Source organism: Enterobacter sp. DNB-S2, from assembly GCF_019443845.1.
Classification (GTDB): domain Bacteria; phylum Pseudomonadota; class Gammaproteobacteria; order Enterobacterales; family Enterobacteriaceae; genus Enterobacter; species Enterobacter asburiae_B.
The window spans coordinates 3,852,703-3,866,696 of record NZ_CP050520.1; the positions used below are offsets into that span (position 1 = coordinate 3,852,703).

Annotated in this window: 13 protein-coding genes; 3 read left to right on the forward strand and 10 right to left on the reverse strand. The window is 61.1% G+C overall.

The features are described 5' to 3' along the window. Positions 1–37 precede the first annotated feature (37 nt). Genes glpA through glpC form a run of 3 tightly spaced genes read left to right on the forward strand, consistent with a single transcriptional unit; the run spans position 38 to position 4,060 of the window. Positions 38–1,666 (forward strand): anaerobic glycerol-3-phosphate dehydrogenase subunit A, encoded by a 1,629-nt coding sequence (gene glpA / locus HB664_RS18390; protein WP_219939960.1) that lies wholly within the window; start codon positions 38–40, stop codon positions 1,664–1,666. Next, positions 1,656–2,873: a glycerol-3-phosphate dehydrogenase subunit GlpB gene (glpB, locus tag HB664_RS18395; RefSeq protein WP_219939961.1), complete on the forward strand. Its 1,218-nt coding sequence runs from the start codon at positions 1,656–1,658 to the stop codon at positions 2,871–2,873. Before glpA ends, glpB begins: the two co-directional genes overlap by 11 nt. Next, entirely contained in the window at positions 2,870–4,060 is a 1,191-nt protein-coding gene (glpC, locus tag HB664_RS18400; protein ID WP_219939962.1) for an anaerobic glycerol-3-phosphate dehydrogenase subunit GlpC, read from the forward strand. Before glpB ends, glpC begins: the two co-directional genes overlap by 4 nt. Before the next feature lie 33 nt (positions 4,061–4,093). Here glpC and HB664_RS18405 read toward each other — a convergent pair whose 3' ends face one another. The 10 genes from HB664_RS18405 to HB664_RS18450 all read right to left on the reverse strand — a co-directional run bounded on the left by HB664_RS18405 (position 4,094) and on the right by HB664_RS18450 (position 13,962). Then, complete coding sequence (locus tag HB664_RS18405) at positions 4,094–5,293, reverse strand: nicotinamide mononucleotide deamidase-related protein YfaY (RefSeq protein ID WP_048975379.1); 1,200 nt, start codon at positions 5,291–5,293, stop codon at positions 4,094–4,096. 93 nt (positions 5,294–5,386) lie between these two features. Beyond that, the gene (locus HB664_RS18410; RefSeq protein ID WP_045354282.1) at positions 5,387–5,926 is read right to left on the reverse strand and encodes a YfaZ family outer membrane protein; all 540 of its coding nucleotides are present in this window, start codon (positions 5,924–5,926) and stop codon (positions 5,387–5,389) included. Between the two features lie 124 nt (positions 5,927–6,050). After that, positions 6,051–7,412, reverse strand: a complete 1,362-nt coding sequence (gene menE, locus HB664_RS18415) for an o-succinylbenzoate--CoA ligase (RefSeq protein WP_219939963.1) — start codon at positions 7,410–7,412, stop codon at positions 6,051–6,053. Then, complete coding sequence (gene menC / locus HB664_RS18420; RefSeq protein ID WP_219939964.1) at positions 7,409–8,374, reverse strand: o-succinylbenzoate synthase; 966 nt, start codon at positions 8,372–8,374, stop codon at positions 7,409–7,411. Before menC ends, menE begins: the two co-directional genes overlap by 4 nt. Then, on the reverse strand, positions 8,374–9,231 hold the full coding sequence (menB, locus tag HB664_RS18425) for a 1,4-dihydroxy-2-naphthoyl-CoA synthase (protein WP_219939965.1): 858 nt from the start codon (positions 9,229–9,231) through the stop codon (positions 8,374–8,376). The genes menC and menB overlap by 1 nt, the downstream gene beginning before the upstream one ends. Further along, a complete protein-coding gene (gene menH / locus HB664_RS18430) occupies positions 9,228–10,004 on the reverse strand; it encodes a 2-succinyl-6-hydroxy-2,4-cyclohexadiene-1-carboxylate synthase (protein WP_219939966.1) in 777 nt (258 codons plus the stop codon). The genes menB and menH overlap by 4 nt, the downstream gene beginning before the upstream one ends. Beyond that, positions 10,001–11,671, reverse strand: a complete 1,671-nt coding sequence (menD, locus tag HB664_RS18435) for a 2-succinyl-5-enolpyruvyl-6-hydroxy-3-cyclohexene-1-carboxylic-acid synthase (RefSeq protein ID WP_048975386.1) — start codon at positions 11,669–11,671, stop codon at positions 10,001–10,003. Before menD ends, menH begins: the two co-directional genes overlap by 4 nt. An 88-nt stretch (positions 11,672–11,759) precedes the next feature. Then, a complete protein-coding gene (gene menF, locus HB664_RS18440) occupies positions 11,760–13,055 on the reverse strand; it encodes an isochorismate synthase MenF (RefSeq protein ID WP_143346667.1) in 1,296 nt (431 codons plus the stop codon). An 86-nt stretch (positions 13,056–13,141) separates the two neighbouring features. Continuing rightward, the gene (elaB, locus tag HB664_RS18445; RefSeq protein ID WP_008500219.1) at positions 13,142–13,447 is read right to left on the reverse strand and encodes a stress response protein ElaB; all 306 of its coding nucleotides are present in this window, start codon (positions 13,445–13,447) and stop codon (positions 13,142–13,144) included. A 53-nt stretch (positions 13,448–13,500) separates the two neighbouring features. Next, on the reverse strand, positions 13,501–13,962 hold the full coding sequence (locus tag HB664_RS18450) for a GNAT family N-acetyltransferase (protein ID WP_033146075.1): 462 nt from the start codon (positions 13,960–13,962) through the stop codon (positions 13,501–13,503). Positions 13,963–13,994 lie beyond the last annotated feature (32 nt).

Sequence of the window (13,994 nt, forward strand, 5' to 3'; positions counted from 1 at the left end):
GGCTAAATGATAAAAAAACGAACATAGAGGGTAAACAATGACCATTCACGATCCTCGCTACAGCGATGTGATAATCATTGGCGGTGGCGCAACCGGTGCCGGGATAGCACGCGACTGCGCCCTTCGCGGCTTAAGCGTCACGCTGCTGGAGCGCCACGACATCGCAACGGGCGCAACCGGGCGTAACCATGGCCTGCTGCACAGCGGCGCGCGGTATGCGGTTACCGACGGTGAATCCGCACGCGAATGTATTGCTGAAAACCAGATCCTCAAGCGTATCGCCCGCCACTGCATTGAGCCGACCGACGGCCTCTTTATTACTCTTCCCGAAGATGACCTCGCCTTTCAGGACACCTTTATTACCGCCTGCACTGCGGCGGGCATTCAGGCTGAGGCCATGGACCCGGCGCTGGCGCGGCGGCTGGAACCGTCGGTTAACCCGGCGCTTATCGGCGCGGTAAAAGTGCCTGACGGCACCGTTGACCCCTTCCGCCTGACCGCCGCCAATATGCTGGACGCCCGCGAGCATGGCGCGCAAATCCTGACCGGGCACGAAGTGACCGGGCTTATCCGTGAAGGTCATCGTATCTGCGGCGTGCGGATCCTTGATACGCAATATAACGAACACAGCGAGCTGTATGCCGCCGTGGTGGTTAACGCGGCGGGGATCTGGGGGCAGCGCATCGCGGAATACGCGGACCTGTCGGTGCGCATGTTCCCGGCGAAAGGCTCGCTGCTGATCCTCGACCACCGCATCAATAACCATGTGATCAACCGCTGCCGCAAACCGTCCGATGCCGATATCCTCGTCCCGGGCGACACCATTTCGTTAATCGGTACCACCTCAACCCACGTCGACTACAGCGAGATTGACTACAACCGCGTGACCGCCGAAGAGGTCGACATCCTGCTGCGCGAAGGGGAAAAACTGGCCCCGGTGATGGCGCAGACGCGTATTCTGCGCGCCTACGCGGGCGTGCGTCCGCTGGTTGCCAGCGACAACGACCCGAGCGGACGTAACGTCAGCCGGGGCATCGTACTGCTCGATCACGCCGAGCGCGACGGCATGGACGGGTTTATCACCATCACCGGCGGCAAGCTGATGACCTACCGCCTGATGGCCGAGTGGGCGACCGATGCCGTCTGCCGCAAGCTGGGCAATACTGAACGGTGCGTGACGGCAGAACACCCCCTGCCCGGCTCGCGTCAGTCCACCGAAAAAACGCTGCAAAAAATCATCTCCCTGCCCGCGCCGCTGCGCGGATCCGCTATTTACCGCCACGGCGACAGAACGCCGCAGTGGCTCGGTGAAGGACGCCTGAGCCGCAGCCTGGTGTGCGAGTGTGAAGCCGTCACCGCCGGTGAGGTGCAGTACGCGGTGGAGAGCCTGACGGTCACAAGCCTGCTCGATCTTCGTCGCCGCACCCGCGTGGGAATGGGTACCTGTCAGGGCGAGCTGTGCGCCTGTCGTGCCGCCGGGCTGCTGCAGCGTTTTCATACCACCACCGCCACCCAGTCGCTCGATCAGCTCAGCGCGTTTTTAAACGAGCGCTGGAAAGGCATTCAGCCTGTCGCCTGGGGCGATGCCCTGCGCGAAAGCGAATTTACCCGCTGGGTCTACCAGGGGCTTTGCGGTCTTGAGAAGGAGCAACGCGATGAAATTTGATACCGTAATCGTCGGCGGCGGGCTGGCAGGCCTGCTCTGCGGCATCAAGCTCACGAAGCAGGGGCTGCGCTGCGCCATTATCACCCGGGGCCAGAGCGCCCTGCACTTCTCGTCGGGCTCGCTGGATCTGGTGGACGAAGCGTACCGCGATAAGCTGCCGCCGGAGCACCCGTATCACCTGATTGGCGCCCAGCATATTGACCGCTTTGCGCTGGAAACCGAAGCGCTGCTGGCGGACTGCGGCGCGCGTCTGAAGGGAAGCGCCCGGTTCAATCACCAGCGCGTCACGCCGCTCGGCACCCTGCGCTCTGCCTGGCTCAGCCCGGAAGAAGTGCCCGTTGCTCCCTTCAACGCCGCGCGCGTGCGGGTCGTGGGCATTAGCGGCTTTCTGGATTTTCAGCCCCATCTCGCGGCAGCGTCGCTCTGTCGCCAGGGCGTCAATGCCGAAACGGCAGAGATAGAGCTGCCTGAGCTTGATGTCCTGCGCGACAACCCGAGCGAATTTCGCGCGGTGAATATCGCCCGTTTTCTGGATAACGAGGACAAATGGCCGCTGCTGTATGACGCACTCAGACCGCTCAGCGACGGCTGTGACGCCCTGCTGATGCCCGCCTGCTTTGGTTTACGCGACAACCGGCTCTGGCGCTGGCTCTCGGATCGTCTGCCCTGCTCGCTCGGCCTGCTGCCAACCCTGCCCCCTTCCGTCCCCGGCATTCGCCTGCATACCCAGCTCCAGCGCCAGTTTGTCGCGCAGGGCGGCGTGTGGATGGCGGGTGATGAGGTGAAAAAAATCACCCTGACCGACGGCGCGGTGAGCGAAATCTGGACGCGCAACCACGACGATATTCCGCTTCGCGCGCGCTTTACGGTGCTGGCAAGCGGCAGCTTCTTCAGCAACGGGCTGCTGAGCAGCCGGGAGGGCATCCGGGAAGCCATTATGGGGCTCGATGTTCGCCAGCGAGCCTCCCGCGCGGACTGGTATCAAAGTGATTTCTTCTCGCCGCAGCCCTGGCAGCAGTTCGGCGTGATTGTCGATAACCAGCTACATCCGCAACTTTCCGGTAAGCCCGTCAGTAATCTTTTTGCCATCGGCTCGCTGCTGGGCGGGTACGATCCGATTGCCCAGGGATGCGGTGGCGGGGTCTGCGCCGTCACGGCGCTGTATGTGGCAGAGCAGATTAGCCAGCGCACGGAGGCTGAACAATGAACGATACCCGTTTTGAAAGCTGCATTAAATGCACGGTGTGTACCACCGTCTGCCCGGTGAGCGGCGTGAACCCACGCTATCCCGGACCAAAGCAGGCCGGACCGGACGGCGAGCGTCTGCGCCTGAAGGACGGCAAGCTGTACGACGAGGCGCTGAAATACTGCATCAACTGCAAACGCTGCGAAGTCGCCTGCCCGTCGGATGTTAAAATCGGCGATATCATCCAGCGCGCCCGGGCGCGCTACAGCACGCAAAAGCCGACGCTGCGTGACGCTATTCTGAGCCATACCGATCTGATGGGCAGCGTCTCGACGCCCTTTGCCCCCATCGTGAATGCCGCGACCTCCCTCAAACCGGTGCGTCAGCTGCTGGATGCCACGCTGAAGATAGACCATCACCGCAGCCTGCCGAAATATTCTCACGGCACCTTCCGCCGCTGGTACAAATCCGTCGCGGCGGAGCAGGCGCAGTACGCCGACCAGGTGGCTTTTTTCCACGGCTGCTATGTGAACTACAACCACCCGCAGCTGGGCAAAGATCTGCTGAAGGTGCTTAACGCCATGGGAACGGGCGTTCAGCTGCTGAACAAAGAGAAGTGCTGCGGCGTACCGCTGATCGCCAACGGGTTTACCGATAAAGCGCGCAGGCAGGCTCAGAGCAATGTCACGTCACTGCGCGAAGCGATTGTCGATAAAGGTATTCCGGTGCTGGCGACCTCGTCCACCTGTACCTTCACCCTGCGCGATGAGTACCCGCATCTGCTGGACGTGGATAATACCGGCCTGCGCGAGCACATCGAGCTGGCGACACGTTTCCTGTGGCGCAAGCTGGACGGCGGACAGACGTTGCTGCTGGGGAAATTGCCCCTGAAAGTGGTGTATCACACGCCGTGTCATATGGAGAAAATGGGCTGGTCGCTCTATACGCTTGAGCTGCTGCGGTTAATTCCGGGCCTGGAGCTGACGGTGCTGGATTCGCGCTGCTGCGGGATTGCGGGAACCTACGGCTTTAAGCGTGAAAACTATGAAACGTCGCAGGCGATTGGCGCCCCGCTGTTCCGCCAGATTGAAGAGAGCGGCGCGGATATCGTGGTAACGGACTGCGAAACCTGCAAGTGGCAGATTGAGATGTCCACCAGCAAGCGCTGCGAACATCCAGTCACCCTGCTGGCGAAGGCGCTGGGCTGAACATGGCCGGGGCGAAACGCCCCGTCCATGGTTTTACTCCACGAACAGCGACTCGACAACGTTGATCCAGCCGTGCTCGCTGGCAACCTCTTTGCCATTCAGCCAGCGGCGCAGCATGTTCAGCGCCATCATGGCGCAAACCTCCTGACGCACCGCCAGGCTGTGGCGGGTAATGCTCATTTTTACCCGCAGGGCCCAGGTGCCTTCCGGCGTCGCCAGCGCGAAGTTAAGGTGTTCCTCATCCAGCCCCCCGACAAACAGCGCCAGACCGGCAAAATGCTTCACCCTTCTCTCGGAAGCCCAGCGGGCGGTTTGCGCCAGGGTCTCCTGCTGGAACGGCACCACTTCGCTGGCCAGCAGCGGCGCGTTGACGCGCGACAGCTGCAGCGCTAGCAGGCCACCGGTGAACTGCTCGCTTAAGGTCACGCTCAGCTGACGCGACTGCAGATGCGTCGCAATCTGCGCGGGCAGCCCTTCCGTCCCTTCAAAGATCAGGCTTTCGCCCGCCACGCGCTGCACCTCGGGCCACAGGGCCAGCATCGCCTCTTTCTGTTCGGCCGGACCTGTCAGCTTGAGCTCAATGATCGGCATGGAGGAGCGGTAGCCCATGGAGACGCCCGGCGGCAGCGGGAGAGGGTCAAGGCTCTGGGCCAGATCGCTTTCCGAGCGGCCAAAGGTGGTCAGACGCAGACACAGCGGCGGTTCAGGCAGGGTAAAACGATCGCGAAGGCGCGGCAGGATCTGCTGCTCGACCATCACTTTAAATTCTGAGGGCACGCCCGGCGTGAAGAACATCAGGCAGCGGTTCAGCTGCATGGCAAACCCGCACGCGGTACCCACCGGGTTATCGACCAGCTCGGCGCTGGCGGGAATTTCAGCCTGTTTGCGGTTGCTGGGGGCCATGACGCGGCCACGTTCGGTGAAAAAGCGCTCCATCTGCGAAAGCCACGCCTCGTGCAGCACCAGCCCTTCGCCTTTTGCGGTCGCGGCGGCCAGCGCGCTGAGATCGTCACCGGTGGGGCCGAGTCCGCCATTCACAATCAGCACGTCGCAGTGTTCGCTGCGCTCGCGCAGAATAGCGACCAGCGACTCAAGATTGTCGCCCACCGTATTGCGGCGCGTTAACGGTAATCCTTGCTCAAAGAAAAGATCGGCAAGCCAGGCAGCATTGGTATCAATAATTTGTCCATGCAGCACTTCGTCGCCGGTGGATAACATCTCCACGTTAATCATTATGTTCTCCCGCTTATTTGGTCAAAACACTATAGCGCAAACGCGGGGTGGAGAAGAGAGAAACTGGCGCGACAGAACGCCGCGCCGGAGTGATTAGAAGCCTGCGCTGACGCCCACGTACGGGCCGTCGGCCAGCGCGTTGTCGCGGTTGCCGTCTTTGCCGGCCAGGTTCAGATAGCGATAGCCCGCTTCGATGGTAATCGGACGCATGATGGTCCAGCGCGCGCCGGCGTTGGCCTCTTCATAGCTTTCGATACCGCTTGAGAGGGAGTCCGGCGAATAGTAGTACTCACCAAACAGGCCGAAGCTGTCGCCAATTTTCCACTGCAGGCCGCCGCCCACTGCCGCCGCGTACCCTTCGTCACCGTCATTTGGGTTGGTGTAGATACCTTTACCGCCGACGGTGGCCAGGAACGGGCCAAGAGGAACGTTCAGACCCAGGCCGAGGCTGGCCGCGTCGCCGTCGTCATCGTTATGCGTCCAGCCGCCGGTCATCGCCAGACCGGAAGTCTCGGTACCCATGCCAAAGCCCAGGTGGGTATAATCCTGACCCGCCGAGCCGTTAATGCTGATGGCGTTAGCCGCCGCAGATACAACCATCAGGCCGAAGCCCACGAATGCCACTTTTTTCATTGTCGTGATCCCACACAATTATTATAAAAAAGTCCCAAAACCGCGAGATTTTAACCGGAGTCTCCCGGGGATCAAGCACTCTGCGTGCGGCAGGTCAGTAGATTGTAATTATTTGAAACGGCTATTATCCCTTCAGCGAAGCGTTCACCCACTGCTGCAACGCGCGGCGCGAGACTTTAATGCCGCCATTTTTGAGTTCGGTCGGCAACAGCAGCCAGCGGACGGGTTGTTCAAAACGCGCCACCTTATCCCTGACCCAGTCAGGTAAACAGGTGATATCCGTTCCCGGCTCGCACTCCACCACCGCCACCGGACGCTGTCCAAACTCGGCGTCGTCCAGCGGGACGATAAACACCTGGTTAATCTGCGGATGGCGGGCGATAACGCGCTCAAGGCTCTCCGGCTGGATCCCTTCTCCGCCGCTAAAAAAGAGGTTGTCCATGCGGCCCAGGATCGTCAGGCGGCCGTCATGCCATTCCCCGCGATCGCGGGTAGCGAACCATCCCTGCGCGTTGGTCAGCGGAACCAATTCGCCGTCCCGCCAGTAGCCTGAGGCCATACTCTCTGCCCGGATCCAGACTTCACCGTCAACCACCTGCACCTCTCTGCCCGGCAGCGCATAGCCTACGTCCGGCTCGCCGTCCGCCGCTTTCGCGCAGACGGTAGAGGCAAACTCGGTCAGGCCGTAGCCGCAGAAGGTGCGAATCCCCTGCTCGCGCGCCTGCTGCGTCAATTCCACAGGGATGGCGGCACCGCCCAGCAGCACCGCTTTCAGTGCGACAGGCTGGTGGGCATTAAGCAGACGCCAGAGCTGGGTCGGCACCAGCGAAGCGTGCGTACAGCCGCGCAAAGCCTGCGCCAGCGGCTGTTTCTCGCGCACGGTTAACCGCGCGCCGGCCTGCAGCCAGCGCCATAAAATCCCCTGGCCGGAAACGTGAAACAGCGGCAGCGAAAGCAGCCAGTCGTCGTCTTCGCCGTAGGGCATCAGCGCCAGCACGCCGCGCGCGCTGGCGAGATGGGCGTCGCAGGTATGCACCGCTGCTTTCGGCAGCCCGGTAGAGCCGGAGGTCAGCGTCATGGACGCCAGCCGCGCCGGCTGCCACGCAACGCGATATTCCCCGGCGCGCTCGCGCATGCTCAGGGCAGGAAGACCGTCGCAGGTACCGTCCAGCACCAGCGCAAAGCGCAGCGTCATCTGCGGGAGCAACACGTCCAGCAGCGGGCGCGGCAGCTGCGGATTGACGGGAAGAATGCGCGCCCCGCACTGGAGCAGCGCCAGCCACGCCAGAAGGGTTTGCGGATGATTATGGGCCAGCAGCAGCACGCCGTCGCCCTCCTCCACGCCCTGCAGGTGAAACTCTGCCGCAAGACGGTCGACGCGGGCGCACAGCTGCTGCCAGCTGAGCACCTCGTCGTTCAGCCTGAGGGCCGGTTTATCAGCAAACTGCGCGCGCCAGTGCCGCCACGGCCAGTCGTTAAAACTCATAACAACGGCTCCAGCGCCGCGACGTTGAGGCACGGCAGCGCGCTGTCCGGCCACCTGCGGATAAGCTGAGCCTGCATCAGGTTCAGCGTGTCGAGGCCAGGGATCGTATCCGGCGTTAGCCAGGCGGCAATGCGCGCCAGCTGGGTCAGCCCAAGGCTGGACTCAATCGACGAGCTGATGACCGCCGTCAGCCCTGAGGCATGCGCTGCCGCGACCTGCTCTCGCACCTTCGCCAGGCTGCCGGTCAGCGTTGGTTTAATCACCACCGCGCTGACGCCGGGCTCGGCGACAAATTCAAAATCGTCCTCGCGCAGGCTTTCATCCCAGGCGATGGCAATCCCCGTTTCGCGGGCAAACGCACGCGAATCGTCGCGGGTTTTGCACGGTTCTTCGAGGAAGGCAATGCGGCTGCGGTACGCCGGATTGACGTACTTTGCAAACTGCTGCGCCTTGAGCGGCGTCCAGGCGCGGTTAGCGTCCAGACGCAGATGAAGGTCGGGGATCGCCTCCAGCAGCAGGTTAGCGACCATGCCATCGCGCACCGCTTCGTAGAGACCGACTTTAATTTTCGCCACTTTCTCGCCCGGCATGGCGGAGAGCAGCGCGAACAGCTCGTCAGGATCGCCCGTACAGAGCGGTGCCGCGCGGTAGTTAGCCTCTTCAGGCAGGCTGCCGTCCAGCTCCGCCAGCGCGCAGCTGATACCAAAAGCTGCAGAAGGCACGTCCGGCAACGCCGGATCCGCGCCGTCACGCCACGCGTCTGCCCACGCCAGCAATACAGACTGCGCGTCATCCAGCGACTCCAGGCTAAAGCCCGGCAGCGGCGAAATCTCGCCCCAGCCTTCCCGCTCGTCCTGCTGCAGATGCACGAAGAAGCCGTCACGGGTTTTTATCCGCCGTTCACGCAGCACTACGCCCGCGTCCATCGGTATCTGCCACCGGTAAACCTGCGCGCGACGCATTACGGATTCCGTTTGTATTTGCTGAAGTCCGGCTGGCGTTTTTCGTTAAACGCGTTGCGCCCTTCCTGACCCTCTTCGGTCATGTAGAACAGCATAGTGGCATTGCCAGCCAGCTCCTGCAGACCCGCCTGACCGTCACAGTCGGCGTTGAGAGCGGCTTTGAGGCAGCGCAGCGCCATCGGGCTGTTTTGCAGGATTTCGCGGCACCAGCGAACGGTCTCTTTTTCGAGATCGGCAATCGGAACCACGGTATTCACCAGGCCCATATCCAGCGCTTCCTGAGCGTTGTACTGACGGCACAGGAACCAGATTTCACGGGCTTTTTTCTGCCCGACGATGCGCGCCATGTACGAGGCGCCCCAGCCGCCGTCGAAGGATCCCACTTTCGGACCGGTCTGGCCGAAGATGGCGTTCTCAGCGGCAATGGTCAGATCGCACATCATGTGCAGCACGTGACCGCCACCGATGGAGTAGCCCGCTACCATCGCCACTACCGGTTTCGGACAGGTGCGGATCTGACGCTGGAAATCGAGGACGTTCAGGTGGTGGGTACCCGCATCGTCCTGGTATCCGCCGTAGTCGCCGCGCACTTTCTGATCGCCGCCGGAGCAGAACGCTTTATCGCCTTCGCCGGTCAGGACAATCACGCCGATGTTATCGTCGTAGCGCGCATCCGCCAGGGCCTGAATCATCTCTTTCACGGTCAGCGGACGGAAGGCGTTACGCACCTGCGGGCGGTTGATGGTGATTTTGGCAATGCCGTCGGTAGATTTGTGGTAGCGAATGTCGGTGTAGCCTTCGGAGCAGTCCTGCCATTCAACCGGGGCGTAAAGCATGTTTTCATCAGGGTAGATCATAGAGTGTCCTTTATTCGATAACGCAGTATCTGAGCCAGACTCGCGATAACCGCATCGGGGTTTTCCCGGTGGGCGTTGTGTCCGGCGTCTGGAATGGCATGGCGAACGGCGTTCACTTCCGCGGCAAGGGCCGCGAACTTCTCATCCCGTTCGCCATAGAGATAGTCAAAAGAGAAATCGCGTGCGCTAAGCGCGGCACGCAAATCCGGCTGCACGGCCAGCGAGGTCGTCTCAAGCATCATCGCCAGCGTCGCGCCGTTGTTCTGGCTTCGCAGGGTAATAAGCGCATCGCGCTGGGCGTCCGTGAGGGAGGCGAACACGGGCTGTTGGTACCAGTCAGCGAACACCTTCTCCATCGGTTCGGTGCGAAAACGCGTTGCCCAGCGGCGGTCGGACGCCAGCCGCGCACTTCGCGCATCGGCATCCTGCAGGCCCGGGTGTCCACCTTCAACAATCACCCCGAGCAGCCCCTTCGGCTGCTGGCAGGCATGGAACATCGCAATGCGGCCGCCGAGGGAGTACCCGATGAGCCAGAATTTAAGTATGTTGTAACTAAGAAGGGTTCGGGTGAGCAACGTGCTCATCTCGTCAAACCCCGTCACGCCCAGATTCCGGGATCCGCCGTGCCCCGGCAGATCCAGATACAGCCGGGGATAATCGCTGAGCCCTTCACCGACCCTCTGCCACTCGCGGCAGTCGCCGGAAAAACCGTGCAAAAAGACCAGCCAGGGATAGCCCGGTTTGCCAGCCTGCTGCATGCCAGAGAGGATCACAGCTGGCTCACCTGCGCCAGCAAGCTTTGCAGGGCCTGCGCACCGTCAGCCTCGTTCACCACCAGCTCAATCAGCGTCGCGCCCGGCTGTTTCCAGGCGCTGCTTAACGCCGCGTCCAGCTGTTCCCAGCTTTCCGGGCGATGGTATTTCAGGCTAAACATCGCCGCGGCGTGTTCGAACTGCACGTTCTGCGGCATCAGATAGAAGCGCTCGCGCTCGCTCTGAGGCGTTGGCAAGAGGGAGAAAATCTGCCCGCCGTTGTTGTTGACCACAATCAGCACAAACGGGGCTGACGCCTGACGCAGCAGCGCCAGCGCGTTGAGATCGTAGAGCGCGGAGAGATCGCCCACGATCGCCAGCGTCGATTTCGCGCTGGCGCGCTGCACGCCCGCCGCCGTAGAGATCAGCCCGTCGATGCCGCTGGCACCGCGGTTGCTGTACACCGGGTAGCCCGCAGGCAGCTTCGAGAAAGCGTCAATCAGCCGCACGACCAGGCTGTTACCGACAAACAGCTGCCCCTGTTCAGGCAGGTACTGGCGAATGCGGTGCGCCAGCCCGGCTTCGCTAAACGCTTCGCAGTGCGCTTTGGTCAGTTCCCACGCCTGGCGCGAAAGGTCCGGTATAGCCACCGCCCAGGGCTTGCGTTTCTCAGCCGGATGAAGCGTCAGCCAGGCGTCGATACTGCTGACCAGACGACGGCCGCGGTGGTGCGCCGGGTCAAGCCGTCCTTCCAGCGAATCCACCAGCCAGTACTCTTCCGGCGTGCAGGTGGCCTGCCACTGCAGTAACCGTTTGCCGGTCAAACTCGATCCAAGCTGGACCACAATCTGCGCCTGCGCCAGTTCGGTGACCGCTTTCGCATTACCCAGCCAGAGGTCGGCGCACGGCAGCGGCTGACCGGTCTGCGAAAGCACATCGCCAATCAGCGGCCAGCCGAGGGTTTGCGCCCATTCAGCGACCAGCTTGCCTTCGGCGGCGCTCATGCGCCCGGCAATCACCACGCCGCGCTTCTGCCGCCAGAAGAACCAGTCGCGCTGCTTCGCGCTCTCAAGATGCGTCTGCTCGCGCAGCCACGGTTTTTCACTCTGCCACCAGTCGCCGAGGGACTGCTGCCAGTCAAGACCGGTGTCGTCCAGCTCGCCGTAGAGCGGCTCGGCAAACGGGCAGTTGATATGCAGCGCCCCGCTGCGCAACGTCTCCATGGCGTGATCGACAGTGGAGACCAGCCAGCTTGCCGGAATATCCTGGGTGGGACGCGGTAACGAAATCGTCTGCGAAGGATGCGAAGAAAAGAGCCCCGGCTGGCGAATGGCCTGATTGGCGCCGCAGTCGATAAGCTCAGGGGGACGATCGGCCGTCAGTAAGATCAGTCTTTCACCCGTTAACCCGGCTTCTATCAGGGCCGGATAGAGGTTCGCCACGGCGGTACCGGAGGTGACGATCACCGCCACAGGTTCTTTGCTGACTTTCGCCAGACCCAGCGCCAGATGGCCGAGGCCGCGTTCATCAAAGTGGGTGTGGTGAATCAACGCCCGGTTTTCTGCGGCCGCTAGCGTCAGCGGCGTTGAGCGAGAACCCGGTGCAATACACACGTGCCTGACGCCATGGCGCGTCAAGGCTTCAAGGATCACCGCCGCCCAGCGTCGGTTAAAAGAACTTACTGACATGAGATTGTCCGGTATCAAGAATGCGACACAGTATAAATAATAGAAAAAATTGGAATTTTGATATGAATCGGGATTGCGCGAATCTGTATTAATCCCTTAGGAGCAGAGAGCGCAATCCGGCGGCTTTGTTTTCAATCTCCTGCCACTCCTGCTCCGGGTCAGACCCGCTGACAATACCGGCACCGGCGTAGAGCCGCAGGGAGTCCTCCTGAACGCGCGCGGAGCGCAGCGCCACGCAGAACTCACTCTGTTCGGGGGATAAGTACCCGGCCGAACCGGCGTACCACTCGCGGTTAAAGGGTTCAACCTTCTGGATAAACTCACGCGCGGGCTGTCGGGGTAATCCGGCAACGGCCGCGGTCGGCTGCAACATGAGCAGACACTGCTCGTCGTCGGCCTGTTTGAGCTCGGTCCAGATACAGCGGCGCAAATGCTGCACCTTACGCAGGCGTACCACCTGGGGGGGCAGTACCTCAAGCGTCTGCGTAGAGTGCTGAAGACGCTGGCAGATATCTTCCACCACCAGCATATTTTCGCGCTGGTTTTTATCATCGTTCAGCAGCCACTCGCCCAGACGCTGCGCCTGTTTATCATCATTGTGGCTGGCGACGGTACCCGCCAGCGCTTCCGTGCGCAGCAGCTTGCCGCGCCGACGCCAGAGACGCTCGGGCGTAGAGCCGAGAAACGCGTTGCTGGCGTCGAATACCATGCAGAAATGATAGCAATGTAAATTCAGGGCGCGGCTGGCGGCCATCAGCGCGACGGGGTTAACGCGCTGCGTGAACTGCAGATCGGTTGCCCTGGCGAGCACCACTTTTTCAAACTCACCGCGCGCGATGGTCTCCGTCGCCCTGCGGATAAGTTTCAGCCATTCGGCCTGCTGCGGCTGATGGGTTTCGTGCTCAACCTGCACGGAGAGCGGACGGATAGATTTGGCAGGACGAAGCCGCTGTAAAAAATCCTGCGCGACGCGGGCATCCTCCACAAGCGAGCGGTCGCTCCAGAGCTGCAGGCGCAGCGTGGCGTTGCCGGCGGTACGTCGCCAGAGCAGTCGCGGTAAAAAGAGGCTCCCCTGTTCGGGATTAAAGGCGTTCAGGCCGCAGATGCGAGTATCTTGCGCCGCATTTTGCTCGCGCAAAAACTGCGAGGCTAATGCCAGAGAGGAAAATTGGTTGACCGCCCCCAGCGCGGCCAGCTCTTCATCGCCGTTACGCTGCTGCCAGTAAAACTGCGGATAACACTGCTGCTCGCCCAGCCAGGCGAGGGGATCGAAGGCGTCGTTTAACGGGAAAGAGACGTCGAAATGACGTATGCCGGGTGCTGCGGGTAACGCTTGCGATAGCTGGGTACGCAGTTGCTCCAGCGCGAGGAAAATCGAATTCACGCGAACCTCTCCCTGTTAAAACCTCGTATTATACGGGGTACTGGCCATAAATAGCAGTACCCACGTATAGGGAGTGGTTAAGCGGCTTAACGACGGGCTAACAGCAGCCCCAGCACCAGCCCAACGGCAGCACCCACCCCAATACCCTGCCACGGTTTTTCATGCACGTAATCATCGGCACGATACACCGCTTTTTTGGCACGGTAGTAGTAAGTATCTGACGCATGGCTGACGCGGTTTTTCACTTCATGCAGCGCCTGCTCGGCACGGGCTTTTAGCTCAATATATTTCTGATCGGCAGGGTCGCCGGAGGAACGTAACACCTCTTCCAGCGTTTCGCTCAGCAAGGCCAGGTCGTCGTCGATACGGGTATCCCAGGATTGAAATGACATATTTTTCTCCATGTTAGTACACCAGTCCGCTAACTATAGCCAACGAGATGCCATTACGCCTGTTTCACTTCTCGCGCCATGCCGACGTGCGGAATGCCATCTTCATCGTATACCTCCGTCACTGGCGCAAAGCCAAAGTGCCCGTAAAAGGATTGAAGATGCGCCTGCGCGCCGAGGTATAACGCCTTGTCCGGCCACTGTTTCCGGCACGCCTCCAGCGTTTTTTCCATCAGCTGATAGCCCAGTTTTTCCCCTCGCGCTTTGCCGCTAATGATGACGCGGCCAATGACGACGGGCTCAAAATCGTCTTCGCTTTTCAGAATCCTCGCATACGCCACCAGCTCGTTATCCCGCCAGCCGAGGATATGGCGGTTCTCACCGACAAGGTCATCACCATCGATGTCCTGATACGGGCAGGTCTGTTCCACAACAAACACTTCACAGCGCAGCTTCAGCAGAGCGTAAAGTGAATGAACGGTGAGGTCGCTATGATGTAAATCTTGCCACTGGATCATGTCAGTCTCCTTCCTGGGGTTCATCACGTTAT

What these genes read in the sequence shown, in the direction of transcription:
- glpA (WP_219939960.1), top strand. Translation starts at nt 38, where the DNA reads ATGACCATTCACGATCCTCGCTACAGCGATGTGATAATCATTGGCGGT.
- glpB (WP_219939961.1), top strand. Translation starts at nt 1,656, where the DNA reads ATGAAATTTGATACCGTAATCGTCGGCGGCGGGCTGGCAGGCCTGCTC.
- glpC (WP_219939962.1), top strand. Translation starts at nt 2,870, where the DNA reads ATGAACGATACCCGTTTTGAAAGCTGCATTAAATGCACGGTGTGTACC.
- HB664_RS18405 (WP_048975379.1), bottom strand. Translation starts at nt 5,293, where the DNA reads ATGATTAACGTGGAGATGTTATCCACCGGCGACGAAGTGCTGCATGGA.
- HB664_RS18410 (WP_045354282.1), bottom strand. Translation starts at nt 5,926, where the DNA reads ATGAAAAAAGTGGCATTCGTGGGCTTCGGCCTGATGGTTGTATCTGCG.
- menE (WP_219939963.1), bottom strand. Translation starts at nt 7,412, where the DNA reads ATGAGTTTTAACGACTGGCCGTGGCGGCACTGGCGCGCGCAGTTTGCT.
- menC (WP_219939964.1), bottom strand. Translation starts at nt 8,374, where the DNA reads ATGCGTCGCGCGCAGGTTTACCGGTGGCAGATACCGATGGACGCGGGC.
- menB (WP_219939965.1), bottom strand. Translation starts at nt 9,231, where the DNA reads ATGATCTACCCTGATGAAAACATGCTTTACGCCCCGGTTGAATGGCAG.
- menD (WP_048975386.1), bottom strand. Translation starts at nt 11,671, where the DNA reads ATGTCAGTAAGTTCTTTTAACCGACGCTGGGCGGCGGTGATCCTTGAA.
- elaB (WP_008500219.1), bottom strand. Translation starts at nt 13,447, where the DNA reads ATGTCATTTCAATCCTGGGATACCCGTATCGACGACGACCTGGCCTTG.
- HB664_RS18450 (WP_033146075.1), bottom strand. Translation starts at nt 13,962, where the DNA reads ATGATCCAGTGGCAAGATTTACATCATAGCGACCTCACCGTTCATTCA.